The 17,419-nt window shown below is 70.1% G+C and carries 14 protein-coding genes; 10 read left to right on the top strand and 4 right to left on the bottom strand.

All coding sequences use genetic code 11. The annotated features are described in order from the left end of the window. Positions 1-45 precede the first annotated feature (45 nt). Positions 46-282: a hypothetical protein gene (locus E6C64_RS04910; protein WP_136426524.1), complete on the top strand. Its 237-nt coding sequence runs from the start codon at positions 46-48 to the stop codon at positions 280-282. Between the two features lie 65 nt (positions 283-347). Here E6C64_RS04910 and E6C64_RS04915 read toward each other — a convergent pair whose 3' ends face one another. Continuing rightward, complete coding sequence (locus E6C64_RS04915; protein WP_136426525.1) at positions 348-797, bottom strand: hypothetical protein; 450 nt, start codon at positions 795-797, stop codon at positions 348-350. Positions 798-935: 138 nt separating this feature from the next. Here E6C64_RS04915 and E6C64_RS04920 point away from each other — a divergent pair, with 138 nt between their 5' ends. The 3 genes from E6C64_RS04920 (at position 936) to E6C64_RS04930 (ending at position 4,767) form a co-directional block, all read left to right on the top strand. After that, entirely contained in the window at positions 936-1,169 is a 234-nt protein-coding gene (locus tag E6C64_RS04920; protein ID WP_136426526.1) for a hypothetical protein, read from the top strand. A gap of 80 nt (positions 1,170-1,249) precedes the next feature. Continuing rightward, positions 1,250-2,617, top strand: coding sequence for a maltokinase N-terminal cap-like domain-containing protein (locus E6C64_RS04925; RefSeq protein ID WP_136426527.1), 1,368 nt, complete (start codon positions 1,250-1,252; stop codon positions 2,615-2,617). Further along, positions 2,614-4,767, top strand: a complete 2,154-nt coding sequence (locus E6C64_RS04930; protein ID WP_136426528.1) for a S9 family peptidase — start codon at positions 2,614-2,616, stop codon at positions 4,765-4,767. Before E6C64_RS04925 ends, E6C64_RS04930 begins: the two co-directional genes overlap by 4 nt. Positions 4,768-4,844: 77 nt before the next feature. Here the strand turns inward: E6C64_RS04930 and E6C64_RS04935 are convergent, their stop codons facing one another. Beyond that, entirely contained in the window at positions 4,845-6,962 is a 2,118-nt protein-coding gene (locus E6C64_RS04935; RefSeq protein WP_136426529.1) for a DEAD/DEAH box helicase, read from the bottom strand. 362 nt (positions 6,963-7,324) lie between these two features. Here E6C64_RS04935 and E6C64_RS04940 point away from each other — a divergent pair, with 362 nt between their 5' ends. From E6C64_RS04940 to E6C64_RS04950, 3 genes are all read left to right on the top strand, one after another. Then, positions 7,325-8,254, top strand: a complete 930-nt coding sequence (locus E6C64_RS04940; RefSeq protein ID WP_136426530.1) for a pseudouridine-5'-phosphate glycosidase — start codon at positions 7,325-7,327, stop codon at positions 8,252-8,254. Positions 8,255-8,309: 55 nt separating this feature from the next. Next, positions 8,310-9,206, top strand: a complete 897-nt coding sequence (locus E6C64_RS04945) for a carbohydrate kinase family protein (RefSeq protein ID WP_158437740.1) — start codon at positions 8,310-8,312, stop codon at positions 9,204-9,206. A 246-nt stretch (positions 9,207-9,452) separates the two neighbouring features. Next, a complete protein-coding gene (locus tag E6C64_RS04950; RefSeq protein WP_136426532.1) occupies positions 9,453-10,556 on the top strand; it encodes a phosphodiesterase in 1,104 nt (367 codons plus the stop codon). Positions 10,557-10,632: 76 nt separating this feature from the next. Here E6C64_RS04950 and E6C64_RS04955 read toward each other — a convergent pair whose 3' ends face one another. Then, the gene (locus E6C64_RS04955; RefSeq protein ID WP_233255474.1) at positions 10,633-12,234 is read right to left on the bottom strand and encodes a stealth family protein; all 1,602 of its coding nucleotides are present in this window, start codon (positions 12,232-12,234) and stop codon (positions 10,633-10,635) included. Positions 12,235-12,339: 105 nt separating this feature from the next. Further along, on the bottom strand, positions 12,340-14,289 hold the full coding sequence (locus tag E6C64_RS04960) for a DUF2207 family protein (protein ID WP_136426534.1): 1,950 nt from the start codon (positions 14,287-14,289) through the stop codon (positions 12,340-12,342). A 292-nt stretch (positions 14,290-14,581) separates the two neighbouring features. Here E6C64_RS04960 and E6C64_RS04965 point away from each other — a divergent pair, with 292 nt between their 5' ends. Genes E6C64_RS04965 through E6C64_RS04975 form a run of 3 tightly spaced genes read left to right on the top strand, consistent with a single transcriptional unit; the run spans position 14,582 to position 17,408 of the window. Then, entirely contained in the window at positions 14,582-15,925 is a 1,344-nt protein-coding gene (locus E6C64_RS04965; protein WP_233255475.1) for a M20/M25/M40 family metallo-hydrolase, read from the top strand. After that, a complete protein-coding gene (gene mmuM, locus E6C64_RS04970; RefSeq protein ID WP_136426535.1) occupies positions 15,925-16,878 on the top strand; it encodes a homocysteine S-methyltransferase in 954 nt (317 codons plus the stop codon). The genes E6C64_RS04965 and mmuM overlap by 1 nt, the downstream gene beginning before the upstream one ends. Beyond that, on the top strand, positions 16,875-17,408 hold the full coding sequence (locus E6C64_RS04975) for an O-acetyl-ADP-ribose deacetylase (RefSeq protein WP_136426536.1): 534 nt from the start codon (positions 16,875-16,877) through the stop codon (positions 17,406-17,408). Before mmuM ends, E6C64_RS04975 begins: the two co-directional genes overlap by 4 nt. Positions 17,409-17,419 lie beyond the last annotated feature (11 nt).

Raw genomic sequence — 17,419 nt, forward strand, 5'->3', positions numbered from 1 at the left:
CCCATTGGCACCCCATATCCAGGAATGCGCGCCTACCGTCGACACATGAGTGACGAACGAGAGACCGAGCCCCAGACCCAGACCCAGACCCAGGTCGAGGCGCCGGCTGTCCTCCCGGACGCCCTGAGCGTCGAGACCGACGCCGAGGCCAGCGAGAACGCGGACGCCCCCGTCGACGACGAGCAGGTCGGGCCCAGCATCGACGAGGAGCAGGCGGATCAGGCGCGGGCGAGAGGGCAGTCGGCCTACACCGATCCCTTCACCGCGATCCCGATCGCCTGAACGGCTGCGCTGATGCACGCCGCCTGACGGTCGGATCTCCAGCGCTCGCCGAGCAGTCGCGCCGATCAGGTCGTGGAGCCGTCCGAGGTCGTCCCGTCGGTCGTTCCGTCAGTGGTGCCGTCGGTCGTTCCGTCCGGCGCGGTGCCGCCCGGGAATCCACCCTGCCCACCGGGACCGAAACCCTGGCCTCCGTCGGGCGGCGTGCCGAACCGGCCCCCCGGACCGAACTGGCTCGTCGTCGCCGCTGAGGTAGTAGCGGCTCCCACCCAGTAGCCGCCGCCGAAAGCCGCGGCGACGATGAGGAGGGCACCGATGACGATCGCGGCTATCCGGCGGCGGCGCCGTCGAGGACGTGGAGCCTCGTCGACCATGCCGGTCGTCGTGGCATCGGACATCCGGCTCGACTCGCCGGCGGGCGCCTGAGCGGCGGGATCGAGGACCCCCGGGGTCTGGCCTGCCGGGGTCTGGCCTGCTGGAGTCTGAGCTGCGGAGCTGCCCGCGGTGGTGATCGACATCGGGTACCAATCTGTTGCGACGATCTGGAGAGTGCAGGATCCAGCGTCCGAGGTCGGGCTGAGCAGGCCCGATGGCGGGACTATGCGCGGGATATGAGTCTGCAGACACGGAGCGGAGACGCGTCGTACGCTTCGAAGATGACTGATTCCACTGGACTGGACCCCGAACGCGACGACCCCGAGCGCGCCGACTCAGACGCTTCTCAGAGCGCCCACCCGACCGCCGCCGCGCCTGCTGAGGAGGCCTCTGAGAAAGAGCAGGAGGAGTCGCCGATCGACGACGACAACGAGGACAACGAGCTGCTCACCGAGAACGGACTGCCACCCCTGCCCGAAGGCGGTCCGGCGAGCGGCCCCGCTCCCCTGCCCTGACCGTGCAGGAGCCCGGGCATACGAGGCTGCTGACGTCGATTCCCCGGAAGCGCCGGAGGCTCGGCGGGTAGGGTCGGCCTATGGACGCTTCGACGAGAACCGACCGGCCCGTCCCCGCCTGGCTGGCGGACTGGATCGCCACCCAGCGCTGGTTCGGCGGCAAGGGGCGCACTCCCGAGCTGCACGAGATCGGCCGCTGGATACTCGCCACCGGCGACGACGCGGTCACCGCGGACGTCGCGCTCATCGCGGACACCGCCGGCGGCGAGCGGACCCTCTACCAGGTGCCGATCACCACCCGCCGCGACCCGGCGGAGGGCCGCGAGCCCCTCGCCAGCACCGATGCGGGAATCGTCTACGACGGCGCCTCCGATCCTGCGTTCGCATCCGCCCTGCTCCAGCTCGCCTCGCAGGGCGGCGATGCGTCGGGCCCGGGTGTGCAGGTCACGGGAGTGCCCTCGGCATCCGGAGTCCTCCGGGCCGCCTCGTCCAAGGTGCTGTCGGGCGAGCAGTCCAACACCTCGATCATCATCGACACCGTCGACGTCTCGCGGGTCGCCGCCGACCCCGTGATCATCAAGCTTTTCCGCACGCTGCATCCGGGCCAGAATCCCGACGTCGAGCTGCAGACCGCCATCGCTGCGACGGGCTCCACTGCCGTACCCCGTTCCATCGGGAGCATCGAGGGCGTGTGGGATGGCCAGCTCGGGCACCTCGCGTTCGCCCAGGAGTTCCTGCCCGGCACCGAGGACGCGTGGCGCGTGGCGACCGCCGCGGTCAACTCCGGAACGCCGTTCGAGACCGAGGCCGCCGGCCTGGGCGACGCCACTGCCGAAGTGCACGAGATCCTCTCCGAGGTCTTCCCGACCGCATCCCCCTCCCGGGAGCGCGTCGCCGGCATCATCGACAGCATGGCCGCCCGCGCCAGCCAGGCGATCGCCGCCGTGCCGGAGCTCGCTCCCCTCCGCGAGGCGATCGACGGCGTCTACGCGGCCGCACTGCTCGAGCCGTGGCCGCAGTTCCAGCGCATCCATGGCGACTACCACCTGGGCCAGGTGCTGCTCGTTCCCGACCGCGGCTGGGTGCTGCTCGACTTCGAGGGCGAGCCCCTCCGGCCGATGAGCGAGCGCGCGGTGCCCGATCTCGCGCTGCGCGACGTGGCGGGCATGCTCCGATCGTTCGACTACGCCGCGGGTGCGTCCGAGCTGATCAGCACCCATCCGGGGCAGGCGGAGACGGCCCGTGCCTGGGCGGCCGACGCCCGGCGCGCGTTCCTCGCCGGCTACGAGAAGCGCGCCGGCATCGAGCTGCAGGAGAACGCCCAGCTGCTCGCCGCGCTCGAACTCGACAAGGCGCTGTACGAGGCCGTCTACGAGGCGCGCAACCGACCCACCTGGCTCCCCATCCCGACCGCCGCCATCGTGCGACTGGTTAGCCTGGACGGGTGACCGACTCCCCCTCAGGAACCCCGACCAGCACTGCCGCCGCACCCGCCACCGCACCCGCTGCCACCCCACCCGACGCGAAGAGGGTGCCCGCCCCGCGTACCCATCACGGCGACACCGTCATCGATGACTACGAGTGGCTGCGCGCCAAGGAGGATCCCGAGGTCGTCGCGTACCTCGAAGCGGAGAACGCGTTCACGCAGAGCGAGCTCGCGCACCTCGAGGGACTGCGCGTACGGATCTTCGACGAGATCAAGTCCCGCGTGCAGGAGACCGACCTCTCGGTGCCGACCCGCGAAGGATCCTGGTGGTACTACTCGCGCACCGAGGAGGGCAAGCAGTACGCCACCTCGTGCCGGGCCCCTATCGACGGACCCGACGACTGGACGCCGCCCCGGATCGAGCCGGGGGTGCCGGTGGACGGCGAGCAGATCGTGCTCGATGCGAACGTCGAGGCGGAGGGGCACGACTTCTTCTCGCTCGGCAGCTTCGACGTCTCGGCCGACGGGGGCCTGCTCGCCTACGCCGTCGACACGGTCGGCGACGAGCGCTACACGCTGCGCTTCCGCGACCTCGCGACGGGTGAGGATCGGCCCGAGACGGTGCCGAACACGTCGCCCGGCGCGACCCTGAGCCCCGACGGCCGCTACGTCTTCTACACGACCGTGGACGATGCCTGGCGCCCGGACACCGTCTGGCGCTACGAGCTCGGCACCAGCGCAGAGTCGGCGGTGAAGGTCTTCACCGAGCCCGACGAGCGCTACTGGGTCGGCTTCGGGCTCACCCGCTCGCGGAAGTACTTCGAGATCGAGCTCGGCTCCAAGATCACGAGCGAGGTGCTGCTCCTCGACGCCTCCGACCCGACCGGCGAGTTCGAGGTCGTCTGGCCACGCCGCGAGGGAGTGGAGTACGAGGTCTCGCACACCGTCGTCGATGGTGAGGACCGGCTCTACGTGCTGCACAACGACGGCGCAGAGGGCTTCGAGGTCGTCTCGGTGGCCGTAGCCGATCCGCGGGGAGAGCGCGACGTCGTGATCCCCCACCGCGAGGGAACACGACTCGAGGGCGTGTCCACGTTCCGCGACCACACAGCGGTGTCGTTCCGACGAGACGGGCTCGCCCGCGTGGCGATGCTCGGCCCCGACGGCCTCGACGAGATCGACTTCGACGAGCCCCTCTTCACGGCCGGCGTCGGCAGCAACCCGGAGTGGGAGCAGCCGACCCTGCGCCTCACCTTCGGCTCGCTGGTGACGCCCGCGTCTGTCTTCGACTACGTCGTCGCGGATGACATGCTCCGACTGCTCAAGCGCCAGCCCGTGCTCGGCGGCTACGACCCCACCGACTACGAGCAGCGGCGCGTCTGGGCCACCGCCTCGGACGGCGCGCGGATCCCGATCTCGCTCGTCGCGCGACGAGAGCAGTTCGACCGGCCATCGAGTGCCCGTCCCGCTCCCCTGCTGCTCTACGGCTACGGCTCCTACGAGATCAGCATCGATCCGTCGTTCTCCGCGGCGCGGCTCTCCCTGCTCGACCGCGGCGTCACCTTCGCCATCGCGCATGTGCGCGGCGGCGGCGAGCTGGGTCGCGCGTGGTACGACAACGGCAAGATGCTTACCAAGCGCAACACGTTCACCGACTTCATCGCCGCGGCCGAGCACCTCATCGAGAGCGGCTACACCGAGCCGTCGCGCCTTGTCGCGGAGGGCGGCAGTGCCGGCGGCCTGCTGATGGGTGCGGTGGCGAACCTCGCGCCCGCGACCTTCGCGGGCATCCTCGCCAACGTCCCGTTCGTCGATCCGCTGACCTCGATCCTCGACCCCGAGCTGCCGCTCACGGTCATCGAGTGGGACGAGTGGGGCAATCCGCTCGCCGATCCCGAGGTCTACGCGTACATGAAGTCGTACTCGCCGTACGAGAACGTGACGGAGCAGGCGTACCCGAAGATCCTGGCCGTGACCAGCATCAACGACACCCGGGTGCTCTACGTCGAGCCCGCCAAGTGGACCGCTCGCCTGCGCGACGTCGGCGCTCCCGTGCTGCTCAAGACGGAGATGAGCGCGGGCCACGGCGGAGTCAGCGGACGCTACTCCGCGTGGAAGGAACGCGCCTTCGAGCTCGCCTGGATCCTCGACGTCCTCAACGAGACCGACTGACGCGGCTCCCCGCTACGGGAACTGGCTCCCCGCTACGGAAACATCCGCAGCGGGGAGCCAGTTCTTACCGCGCCGAGCTAATTGCCGATCGCCTGGTTGAGGACGTGCTCCAGGGCGGCGAGCTGCACGCTGCCCTCGGCGGTCACGTCGGAGTCGTCGCCGTCGAGCGCGCGGGCCGCGAGGCTCGCCTTGCTGTCGATGAGCTCCGCGATCTTCGAGTCGATCGTGTGCGCCGCGATGATGCGCCATGCGGTCACGGGGACCTCCTGGCCGATGCGGTGGACGCGGTCGATCGCCTGCTGCTGCTCGGCGGCCGTCCAGGACAGCTCCGCGAGCACGACGTCCGACGCCGCCTGCAGGTTGAGGCCCACGCCGGCAGCGGTCAGCGAGCAGACGGCCGCCTGCACGGTCGGGTCGTTCTGGAAGGCGTCGATCTCCTTCTGACGAGCCGTCGCGGTCTGGTCTCCACGGATCGAGATGGACTTGATGTCACGACGGGCGAGCACCGCCTCCGCCTGGTCCATCACGTCGATGTGCTTGGCGAAGAACACGACCTTGCCGACCGAGCGGGCGAGCTGCGCGGCATAGTCCGCGGCGAGCGCCGCCTTGGCCTGCCCGATCTTGCGCACCATGGTGAAGACGTTCTCACCGGTCTTGGATGCCTTCGACTCGTCGAGCTCGGCCTGGGCGACCAGGCGGACGACCTCGGCGCGCTCGGCGGCCGACACCGACCTGGCGTCGGTGCTGCGGTTCTTCAGCACGGCCTTGTAGCGGGTGAGCAGACGAGCGCCGAGCTCCTTCTCCGCCTGGCGGATGGAGCGCCCGAGGTCGTCGTCGAGCTCGACCGGCAGGTCGACCACGCGCTTGGACGGCAGGTCGGCGGCCACGTCGATCTTGCGGCGACGGACGATGCCGAGATCAACCACCGCCTGACGGGCCTCGGGGAAGAAGCCGAAGTCGGCGGGGGTGAGCCCCGTCTCCTCGAGCTTCGCCAGCAGAGCGGGGCGCGGGCCCTTGTCGTCGATCCAGCCGAGGAACTGCCAGATGGCACGGAAGTCCTCGACGCTGTTGATCAGCGGCGTTCCGGTGAGCGCGATCATCAGCGGGTTGCGGTTGCGCTCGCGCAGGCTCGCGGCGAGCGAGAGCACGTTCTTCGAGCGCTGAGAGGTGAGGTTCTTGATGAAGTGCGCCTCGTCGACGACCATGCCCTTGAAGCCGAGGGTGCGCAGCCACGACATGTGCCGGTCGAGCACCTCGTAGTTGACGACGACGACATCGGCGAACGCGTCGAGGTCGTTGCCGTCTCCATGCACGACGGTGGCGCGGCGACCGGGCGTCCAGAGAGCGACCTCACGGGCCCAGTTCATCTTGACGACATTGGGCACGACGGCGAGGAGCGGATAGGAGCCGGAGACGGATGCGGCGATCAGGCTCTGCGCGGTCTTGCCGAGGCCCGGCTCGTCGGCGAGCAGGAACGTACGGTGTCCGCGCTGGACGCTCTCGATGAAGCCCGCCTGGTGCTGCATCAGCTCGGCACCCGAGGGGGCGTAGCGATCGCGGTCCGAGGGGACGGGCAGCTCCATGCTCGCGGCGCTGCCGTTCGAGCCGTATTCGAAGCTCTTGAAGAGCGGGCCGATCAGCTCCCAGTTCGACAGCCGACGCGCCGGCACCGGCGGCGTGTAGGCGGCGGCCGCGAAGTCGGGGGCGAGGAAGGGGTTCGCCAGCTGACGCGCACGCACGGAGTCCGGCACGACCTGCTTCTCGACCGGTGCGGCGCTCGTGGCGGGCGCGGGCGGCGCCTCCTCCTCGGGCTCGGCGAGACCTGCATCCTCGAGCATGCGTCGGCGCAGCGCCTTCGCGGCGTCGCTCGCTCCCTTGTCGCTCTCCAGCAGCGCGATGAGGCTCGTGTCGCGCGCGGCGGTCTTGGCGAGGATGGTCGCCACCCCGTCGAGCCGCTTGAGCGTCTCGGCGCGGTCGGAGTCGCTCATCGGCGCCGCCTTGGCGCGCTGGCGCTCCTCGCGCACGAGCAGCGCGATGACCTGGAACTTGGTCCGGTTGGCCGGGCTCACGGGACCGCGCTGGGCGGCTCCCTCCACCTCGCGCACGGCGCGGGCGAGCACGGGGATGAGTCCTTCGTTGTCGACCTGCTTGCCGGCGCGAGCGCGCGGTGCCTGGGTCTGGCTCGATCGAGCCATGGTCCTCCTCGATGCACATGCTCCGAGCCGGACTGGCAGCGGAGCGGATGTCGGCTGCGCTGTCACACAGGCCGATCGCGATCCCTCAACTCGAGAAGCGCGCAACCCGGGCAGCCGGGGTCGATTCGGGAATGAAGCGGAAGGATCCCGGAAAGTCTATCGCGTGCACACGCTCCGCTCGACCGCCCGTCGGGGGGGCGTATGGGGCTCGAGAACGGTTGCGCCGCTTCAACCGGTCTCGAGACGGCCGTGGACGGCCTCCTCGACCAACGGAACCCCGCTGAAGAGGCGGCCTCCTCCACCAACGGTTGGCGCACCACCCCTCGTCGGCCGATGGGTTCCGGGACCAATACGGTGGAGAGGTGACTTCGCCCACCCTGCTGCTGTCCGATCCCGTCGCCGAGGCGCTCCGAAGCGGCGGCCCCGTCGTCGCGCTCGAGTCGACGATCATCTCCCACGGCCTCCCCCGCCCCCGCAATCTGGAGGCAGCACGGGAGTTCGAGGCGATCCTCACCGGGATGGGCGTCACCCCCGCGACGGTCGCCGTGCTGGACGGCATCCCCCGGGTCGGCCTCGACTCCGACGGCGTGCGTCGCATCGCCGAGGAGGACATGACGAAGGCGAGCATCCGCGACCTGCCGATCCTCGCCGCGCGGGGCGGCAGCGGAGCCACCACCGTCGCGGCGACCACTCGCCTCGCCGCTCTCGCCGGCGTGCGGGTCTTCGCCACCGGCGGGCTCGGCGGGATCCATCGCGGCGCGTCCGAGACCTTCGACGAGTCGGCCGATCTGCAGGCCCTCGCCACCTCCCCCACCGCCGTCGTCTCGGCCGGAGTCAAGTCGGTTCTCGACGTGCCGGCCACCCTCGAGCGCCTCGAGACGCTCAGCGTGCCCGTCGTCGGCTATCGGACGGACGTCTTCCCGCGCTTCTGGCTGTCGGAATCGGACCTCGCCCTCGACTGGCGGGTGGACAGCCCGGCGGAGATCGCCGCGATCATCCGGGCCCAGGATGCCGCCGCGGGCCCTGACGCTCCGCGGATCGGCCGACCGGGCATGGTCGTCGCGAACCCGGTGCCGCTCGCGCAGCAGTGGGATCCGGCCGAGCACGATCGGGTGCTGCTCGAGGCGTTCGCCGCTGCCTCCGCGGCCGGCGTGCGCGGCAAGGCCGTCACCCCGTTCCTGCTCGGCTTCATCGTCAACGCATCGCAGGGGGTTTCGCTCGAGGTCAACCTCGACCTCGCCCGCAACAACGTGCGGCTGGCCGGCGAGATCGCCCTCGCACTGGCCGCATGATCGACCGCAGACCGGCATCCGACGGCCCCCTCGCCGGCTAGTAGGAGAGACCCCTGTGAGCTTCCGCTTCCTCGTGCTCGGCGACGTCATCGACGACATCGTCGTGCGCCCGGAATCGGAGATCCGGCCGGACACCGACACGGATGCGGTGATCGAGCTGCGCGCCGGCGGATCGGGAGCCAATGTCGCCGCATGGCTCGGCTACCTCGGGGCGGCAGTGGAGTTCGTCGGCACGGTCGCCGTGGGAGACGTCGCACGGCATTCGGCCGAGCTGATCGTGCACGGGGTCCGCGCGAGCCTCTCGGCGAGCGATGAGCCGACGGGCACCATCGTGGTGATCGCCCGCGGCGACTCCCGCTCCATGCTGACCTCGCGCGGCGCGAACCGGACGACCGGGCCCGCGTTGCTGACCGATGAGATGCTCGCCGCCGCCGATCACCTGCACATCAGCGGCTACTCCATCTTCAGCGGCGGGCCGATCCGCACGCTGGCCGGCTGGGCCGCACTGATCGCGCGAGCGCACGCCGCCGGTCTGACGGTGTCGGTCGATCCGTCTTCCTCGGGCTATCTCCAGGACTACGGAGTCGACGCGTTCCTCGGCGCCATCGATGGCACGGACATCCTCCTGCCCAATCTCGACGAGGGTCGGGTGTTGAGCGGGCGGCACGAGCCGATGGAGGTGGCGAGCGCTCTGGCCAACAGGTTCCCGCTGGTGGTCCTCACCCTCGGGCGCGACGGGGCGATCGTGGCAGACGCACGCGGCGTGCAGGAGGTGTCGACCGTGCCGCGGATCGACGCGGTCGATGCGACGGGCGCCGGAGACGCATTCAGCGCCGGCTTCCTCGCCGCCAGATCGCTCGGCGCATCGAGCATCGACGCCGCGACGGCCGGCCATCGGGCGGCAGCCGTTGCGGTCATGGCCGCCGGCGGCCGTCCCGCACACGCACTGTAGGGCGATCCGAGCGCACCACGGCTGCGAATGCCTCCCGTTCGTGCGGCCTCTCTCCTGCCGGACGGAAATGCGACTCCCCCCGGAGTGGGACGCGCGTCGCTACCGGCGGACGAGTTCACTGTCTGTTCACATAGACGTCTCACGCGGGATGCCGACAGGCCGCAGCGACGATGCTTCGCCTTGGTTGACTATCCGTAACATGCCCGTAACATTGGTCGCCGTGTCTAAGAGAGAGGCCCGCGTCGCATGACTGCTCCGAATCCGGAGGGTGACAGACTCACCGATCGTCAACGTCAGCTGCAGAACCGAGAGACAGTCACGGATCTCCGCATCGCGGAGCACCCCCGGCCGGATCACTTCCTGCTCCACCTGAGCGACACCCATCTCCTCGGCACCGACGAGAACCTCTACGGCTCCACGGTCGACAGCGTCGCCACGCTGCGCCGGCTCGCAGACGAGTTCGAGCAGTCCGGCCAGCGTCCCGAGGCGATCATCCTCACCGGCGACCTCGCCGACAAGGGCGAGACCCGTGCGTACGACACGCTCCGCAGCATCATCGAGCCCTTCGCCGAACGGATCGGCGCCGAGGTCATCTGGTGCATGGGCAATCACGACGATCGCAGCAACTTCCGCACGGAGCTGCTCGGCGAGCAGGCCAGCTACGAGCCGATCGACCGCGTGCACTACGTCAACGGCCTCCGCGTCATCGCCCTGGATTCGACCGTTCCCGGCCACCACTACGGCGACATCAGCCGCGAGCAGCTGGCCTGGCTGGCCGAGGTCCTCGCCACTCCGGCTCCGCACGGCACCATCCTCGCCATGCACCACCCGCCCGTGCCCAGCGTGCTGGACCTCGCCACCGCCGTGGAGCTGCGCAACCAGCAGCGCCTCGCCCAGGTGCTGCGCGGATCGGATGTGCGCTCGATCATCGCCGGTCACCTGCACTACTCGACGACCGCGACGTTCGCGGGCATCCCCGTCTCCGTCGCCTCGGCCACCTGCTACTCGCAGGACCTGACCGTGCGTCGTGGCGGGACTCGCGCGCAGGACGGCGCTCAGGCGTTCAACCTCGTGCACGTCTACGACGAGACGGTTCTGCACTCCGTGGTGCCGATCGGCGGATACGAGCAGGTCTCGTACGTGTCGCCCGAGGAGACCGAGCGGCTGCTCGCCGAGGCCGGCATCCTCATCCCGCCGCCCGTCAACCGCCACGTGCGCGCGACGGTGCCGCAGACCGCGCCGATATCGGCCGGATCCGTGCAGCAGCCCGCCCAGGGATCGGTGCAGCCGCCTGCACCTCAGCCCGTCGAGGCACGGCCGCTCAGGTCGCGGTTCTTCGCCCGGCGCTAGAGCCTGATGCTGAAGGAGGCCCGTCATCCGATCGGATGGCGGGCCTTCGTCATGCGTCATCCAGCCGACGGGTGAGTCAGCCGGCGGACTGCTCCAGAGGCAGCTCCTGCGCCGCGGCAGTGCGCTCCCACGGCGCGGGGGTCGCATAGTAGGCGTCGAGGAAGGCGCGCATCTTTCGGGCGCGCTCGTCGGGCGTGACCTCGGGGAAGCTGCCGTCGTTGAGGCAGAAGAAGTCGTACTTCCGCTTTCCGAGCATGCCCTTCATCCGGCGCAGGCCCGATCGCATGGTGGTGTCGATGTAGAGCACCTTGGCGCCGACCTTCTGCACCGCGCGGCCGGTGAGCAGCGCGTAGTAGTGGTACAGCGAGTTGGTGACCGAGATGTTGTCCGCAGAGCGGAAGCGGCTGGCCGCGGTGCGGCGGAAGTCCTCGGGGAAGGTGCGCTCGAGCTCGTCGAGCACGCTCTTGCGCAGCGGCGCGGCCGTGTGCTCGAGGTGCCGGGTGGTGACCCGGCCGAAGCGCTCCTGGAGCAGGCGGCGGTTGACCCGTGCCGCGTTCTCGTGTCCGCTGCGCCCGGCGTTGTTGTCGCCGAGTCCGATGCGGGTGGTGGCCTCGATGAACTTGGTCAGCCCGCCCGGAGAGAAGAACATGTCCGGCGAGACGGGACGGCCGAAGAACATGTCGTCGTTCGAATAGAGGAAGTACTCGCTGAGCCCGGGGATGTGGTGCAGCTGGCTCTCGACGGCGAGAGAGCTGTGGGTCGGCAGCACGGAGGTGTCCGCGAAGAACTCCTCGCTGCGGACGATCTGCACGCGCGGGTGCTCGGCGAGCCAGGAGGGGCGCGGCGAGTCGGTCGCGATGTAGATGTTCCGGATCCACGGTGCGTACATGTAGACGCTGCGGAGGGCGTAGCGCAGCTCGTCGAGCTGACGGAAGCGGGCCTCGTTGTCGTCGCCCTCGCCGACCACGTAGCTCTCCATCCGCTTGGCGCGGGCGCGCTGCCACTCCTTGTCGGTGCCGTCGACCCAGCTGAAGACGATGTCGATCTCGAAGTCGACATCGGTCGCGAGCGGCTCGAACATCTGAGCGATCGTCGGCCACGTCTGTCCATAGCGTTCGACCGTGACCTCGACGATCTCGTCGATCGGCAGGCTGCGGCGGGTGAGCGCGTTCTCGACCGGCACGATCATCTCGTCGCCTGCGCGCGACCAGAGCTCGATCTGCACGGCCGAGTTCTCGCCGTATGGCAGGTAGCCGCCCTGGTCGATCCGCGGACGGTACAGACGCAGGAGCTTGGGAGAGCTGAGCGCGGAGATGCCCTCGGCCGCCAGCATCGATGCGCCGCGACGGGTCAGGTCCTTCGGGCGGATGGTGTCGGCGTAGAACGGCTCGGCCTGCGCGGCCTCGACGAACGCCTCGGAGAAGTCGCCGTAGCGCTCCGCGTCGATCGCGAGCACAGGGCGCGCGTCGTTGCCGCGGATGAGCAGGTAGGAGATCCCCGCGCCATCGAGCACGGCGCGGATGAAGAGGAGGTCGTCCACCATCGCCTCGAGCGGCGAGGCGGTCGTGTTGACGAGAGTCAGACGTCCATCCCGCTCGACGACATCTGCTCGACTGGCGATGACGTGACGGGGTCCGACGGGGCTGAGGGATCTGGTCGGGGTGCGCTCGACAGGCATGGGAATCTTCCTCCGTCCGACCATGAGATTTCTCTGTTCGGGTTCAGAGTACCTGGCCGCGGCCGATTTCCACGCTTCCTTCGCTCTCGGCACCTTCGCGCCTGATCAGACGCCTCCTCCGCCGCCCCCTCCGCCGCCCCCGCCGGAGAACCCGCCGCCCCCGGACCCTCCGCTCGAGCTCGAGCTGGTGCTGCCCGAGAAGCCGGAGGCCGTCGACGAGGAGAACGAGCCCATGCCCGACACGAAGGCGGACGCGTTGAACGCGGCCGAGCCGGCGTACCAGTCGGGCTGCGCTCCCGTGCTCTCGTAGTAGGCGCCGAGCTGACGGATCCAGTCGCGCTCGATGCCGAAGAGCACCGCGTAGGGAAGCAGTCGCTCATAGAGATGGACGACCGCCGTGCCGTCCCTCGGATCGACCGCGGACCGCTCCGATCCCTGTGGGCTCTGCAGCACGCGGAGCCGATCCGCCTCCGCGAGCTGGAGGTACATCTTGACCCCGAGCAGGTAGTCGCGGACTTCGGCGCCGCTCTCCGTCAGAGGTCGCTTGGCGAGGCTGACGGAGACGACGATCGCCGTGACCACCGCGAGCAGGAAGGCGAGAGCCGGCACTCCCCCGCCCCGTGCGTTCGCAAGCAGGTAGAAGGCGGCGCCTACGGCGATGATGCCTCCGATCAGGGAGATCAGGGTGATGCCGACGATCTGCCCCCGCGGTCCGGTCCGCTGATAGCCACGGGACAGAGCGGCCGCCTTCGCCTCACGCAGCACTCCGGCGATGGATTGGCCGCGAGCCGAGTCGGGCGCGCTGAGGTCGGCGCGCTCGCCGGGCTCGAAGGTCGAGCCGAAGAAGGAGTGGGCGAGGGTCCGCTCGAGTCCGACGACCCCCTTGGGGCCGCTGCCCATCCTCGGAGCGCCGTCGGCGGAGACGTATTCGAGGCTCCACTTCGTCCTGCCCCAGAAGCTGCTCCCTCCGTCCACGATCCGAGCGATGCCGCGCACCGCGAAGGCGATCAGGGTGGACGCCACGGCCCTCGTGGATCTGCCGAGGAGGACGGCGCTGACTAGGATCTCGGGGGCGGCCGGCGGCAGGTACTCGGGCACGATCACGGGGCGGCGCGGCGCGTCGCGGAGCGCCGTGACCCGGTAGGCGATCGCCCAGACCAGGCCCGCGAGCAGCATGAGCATGCCCAGCACGAAGACGAAGCCAGCCGGGCCGGCGAACATCGAGTCGTCTCGCGGCACGAAGGTGTTCGCCGCGAAGCCGACGATCATCGTCAGGTTCTCCCCCGGACCGAGCCCCTCGGAGGTGCCCGCGATGACGACCCCGTCGTCGGACGCTCCCTCGGGGGCGGTTCCCTCGGGCGCGGTGACGGCGGTCGGCGATCCGGGAAGCTGATCCATCGTGCAGGGAGTCTGGGCTCCCTGCACGCCCTGGAAGCAGAGGCTCTTGCCCGTGGCAGCGGCCGCGAGCTCGGCCGGGATGTGGACGTAGGCGACCGCCGATCCGAATGGCTGCCCCCACTCGGTGCCGTTCGTGTCCCAGTAGAACTCGTCGTCATCGGTGTCGGCGAAGTATCGCGTCACGTTGTGCTGCGTGTAGGTCAGGACGTAGGTCTGGCTGCCGTGCACGAAGTCGTCGTCGGCGATCGTCACCAGGAGGATGCCGTCGTCGCTCTCGGTCTCGTAGCTGCGCGGAGCACCCGTCTCATCGGTGACCGAGACGATGTCGAGGTCGGTCGGCGCACCCTGGTAGTCCTCGACCAGCGCGCGGGCGATGCCGTGGTTCTGGTCCGCGTCCGGGAAGACGGCGGTGAGCGACTCGACCGTAGTGAGGGTGGAACGGCCGTCGTCGTCGCGATCGAGGTAGTAGTCGGCGGCGAAGGACGAGAACTCGAAGTCGTTGACACCGCGCGGCGACCCCGTCTGAGCGGCGTCGCTCAGCACGCTCACCGCCGCGACCGGATCAGCTGGAGCGGCGATCGCCGGACCCGCGAGCAGCGCACCCGATCCGACGCTGAGAGCCAGAGTGACGAGCCCGACCCGAGCGATAAGCCGCATGAGTCGACTCTATGACGGGGACCCCGATCCGTGCCTCCACGAGGCCGCGGCGAAGTCATCGCCCCTCGGGATGTCGAGGGTGGGCTTCGACACGGCCTTGGGCCGGCTCAGCCACCGACTAGTGGCCACCATCCGGTGGCTGAGCCGGGCGCACAGCGCCCGTGTCGAAGCCCACCCACGGCCTCGATCCGGTCGCTGCGCGACCTGCTCGACCAACGAATCATCAGCACTACGAACCCGCGGCCCTTCTGACCCTCGCCTCCGACAGGGCGACCGTTACTACAGTGCTGATGTGAGCATCACTGCAGACGAAGACGCCGCGGTCGAGCGGTTCCGTCAGCTGCTGCGCATCCCCACTGTCTCGAAGCTCGACCGCGATGCCACCGACTGGGCCGCCTTCGATGCCTTCGTCGTAGCCCTGCCCGCCCTCTATCCCGCACTGCACGCGTCCCTCGAGCGCGAGACCGTCGACGGACACTCGCTGCTCTACCGCTGGCCGGGACGCGAGGGCGCGACCTCGACGACTCCCACCGTCCTGATGGCGCACTACGACGTGGTCGCGGCCTCCGACGAGGGCTGGCAGCATCCGCCGTTCGCCGCGGAGCTCATCGATGGGGTCATCCACGCGCGCGGAGCTATCGACGACAAGGGAGCCCTCGTCGCCATCCTCGAGGCGGTCGAGCGTCTGGCCACGGCCGGCTTCCAGCCCGAGCACGACGTGCTGCTCAGCTTCGGACACGATGAAGAGACCGCAGGCACGGGTGCCCGCGCCATCGTCGAGCTGCTGCGCTCGCGAGGGATCCGCCCCGCCCTGGTGCTCGACGAGGGCGGCGCCGTGGTCGAGCCCGGCCTCGTCAAGGGCGTCGACCGCTCGCTCGCCGTCATCGGCGTCACCGAGAAGGGCATCACCAGCCTGCGGCTCACGGTCGACGAGGCGGGCGGCCACGCCTCCACTCCCCCGAAGCTCACCGCGACCGCGCGCCTCGCCCGCGCCATCACGCGGCTCACCCGATCGCCCTTCCCCGCGCGTCTCAATGCGGCGAGCGCCGGTTTCATCGGAGTGCTCGGTGCCAACAGCGGCGGACCCCAGGGCTGGCTGCTGCGCAACCTCCGCTACACGAAGCCCCTGGTCCTCGTCCTCTTCAGCGCCCTGGGCAACGAGACCCGCGCCATGGTCCGCACGACCGCCGCCGTCACGGAGCTGCACGGCAGCGACGGCGCCAATGTGCTGGCGGAGCAGGCGTCGGCGATCGTCAACATCCGGATCGGCATCGGCTCGAGCGTCGCCTCGGTGCTGCGCCACGTGCGTCGCGCCATCCGCGACGACGGGGTTCGGATCGAGGTCCTCCACCCCAGCGAGCCGTCGCCGATCTCTCCGAGCACCGGGCCCGCCTGGGAGGCGATCTCCGCCGCGCTGGCCACCGTCTATCCGGAATCCATCGCGACGCCGTACACGATGCTGGCCGCGAGCGACGCGCGCCACTTCACCGCCATCAGCGACCACGTCTACCGCTTCACCCCGTTCGAGCTGCACGCCGCCGACCGCGCGACCCTGCACGCCAGGAACGAGCGCATCCGCGTCGTCAACTGGCTGCGGGGCATCGACTTCTACGAGACCCTGCTCTCGAGCCGCTGATGTCGACGGCCACGCTGCTCCGCGCGCTCGCATCGGGTCCGATCGTGCTCGACGGCGGCCTGGGCACCCTGCTCGAGGCGCATGGGCACGATCTCTCGAGCGGCCTGTGGTCCGCTCGTCTGCTGGCCGAGCGCCCCGAGGTGATCGCCGACGCCCACCGCGAATTCGTCGACGCGGGAGCTCGGATCGTGATCTCCGCCTCCTACCAGTCGACCTTCGAGGGGTACGCGGGGATCGGCATCGACGCCACACAGGCCTCTGCACTGATGCGCATCAGCGTCGACCTCGCCCGGTCTGCGGCAGCCGATCGGCAGGCGTGGGTGGCGGCGTCGGTCGGCCCCTACGGTGCGATGCTCGCGGACGGCTCGGAGTACCGCGGGGACTACGGCATGTCGGTCGACGAGCTGCGCGACTGGCACCGCCCGCGCATCGCCGCTCTGGCCTCCGCGGGCGCCGATCTGCTGGCCGCGGAGACGATCCCCTGCCTCGCGGAGGTGCAGGCGGTCGCCGCCGAGTTCGACGCGGCTGGCGCCCCCGGCTGGATCAGCATCACGGTGCACGATGGGCGGCTGCGGTCAGGGGAATCGATGGCGGACGCGTTCCGTATCGCGGCATCCTTCCCGGCTGTCCTGGCGATCGGCGTCAACTGCAGCGCACCAGCCGAGATCTCCGACGCGCTCCGCATCGCGCGCGAGACGACCGACCTCCCGTTCGTCGCATATCCGAACAGCGGAGAGGGATGGGACGCGACGAACCGCACCTGGCTCGGCAGCGCCGCGTTCCCCGATACCCTCGTCCGCGACTGGCTGGATGGCGGGGCGTCGGTCATCGGCGGCTGCTGCCGCGTCGGACCCGCTCAGATCCGGGGCATGGCGGATGTCGTCCACGACCAGTCGCGCGCCGCACCCGAGGTGCCGCCGCAAGCCGAATCGCCCCAGGAGGCACCCCGATGACCGAGACGACGCTCGAGGCGATCCGCGGCGACATCACGCGGGAGAGAGTGGACGCGATCGTCAACGCCGCGAACAGCAGCCTGCTGGGCGGTGGAGGTGTGGACGGCGCCATCCACCGAGCCGGCGGACCCGAGATCCTGGCCGCCTGCCGCGCCCTCCGAGCCGGAGCGCTCGCCGACGGACTGCCCACCGGCGACGCCGTCGCGACTCCCGCGGGACGCCTGCAGGCGACCTGGGTCATCCACACCGTCGGACCGGTGCACTCCACTCGGGAGGACAGGACCGCGCAGCTCGCGAGCGCGTACCGGCGCTCACTCGACGTGGCCGCCGACCTCGGCGCACGGACCGTGGCGTTTCCGGCCATCTCCGCCGGCGTCTACGGCTGGCCGATGGACGACGCGGCCCGCGTGGCCGTGCGGGCGGTGCGCGAGACGATCGCTCAGCGCCCCGACGCGTTCGACCTGGTGCGCTTCGTGCTGTTCAGCGACGATGCGCTGCGGGAATTCGAGCTGGCCATCTCCGCGGCCTGACCGCTTCAGGC

Origin of the sequence: Naasia lichenicola, from assembly GCF_004801885.1 — a bacterium.
In the GTDB taxonomy this organism is placed as follows: Bacteria; Actinomycetota; Actinomycetes; order Actinomycetales; family Microbacteriaceae; genus Naasia; species Naasia lichenicola.

Coding starts and splice junctions, on each gene's coding strand:
- E6C64_RS04915 (WP_136426525.1), bottom strand. CDS start 797: ATGTCGATCACCACCGCGGGCAGCTCCGCAGCTCAGACTCCAGCAGGC.
- E6C64_RS04925 (WP_136426527.1), top strand. CDS start 1,250: ATGGACGCTTCGACGAGAACCGACCGGCCCGTCCCCGCCTGGCTGGCG.
- E6C64_RS04935 (WP_136426529.1), bottom strand. CDS start 6,962: ATGGCTCGATCGAGCCAGACCCAGGCACCGCGCGCTCGCGCCGGCAAG.
- E6C64_RS04920 (WP_136426526.1), top strand. CDS start 936: ATGACTGATTCCACTGGACTGGACCCCGAACGCGACGACCCCGAGCGC.
- mmuM (WP_136426535.1), top strand. CDS start 15,925: ATGTCGACGGCCACGCTGCTCCGCGCGCTCGCATCGGGTCCGATCGTG.
- E6C64_RS04910 (WP_136426524.1), top strand. CDS start 46: ATGAGTGACGAACGAGAGACCGAGCCCCAGACCCAGACCCAGACCCAG.
- E6C64_RS04975 (WP_136426536.1), top strand. CDS start 16,875: ATGACCGAGACGACGCTCGAGGCGATCCGCGGCGACATCACGCGGGAG.
- E6C64_RS04960 (WP_136426534.1), bottom strand. CDS start 14,289: ATGCGGCTTATCGCTCGGGTCGGGCTCGTCACTCTGGCTCTCAGCGTC.
- E6C64_RS04950 (WP_136426532.1), top strand. CDS start 9,453: ATGACTGCTCCGAATCCGGAGGGTGACAGACTCACCGATCGTCAACGT.
- E6C64_RS04955 (WP_233255474.1), bottom strand. CDS start 12,234: ATGCCTGTCGAGCGCACCCCGACCAGATCCCTCAGCCCCGTCGGACCC.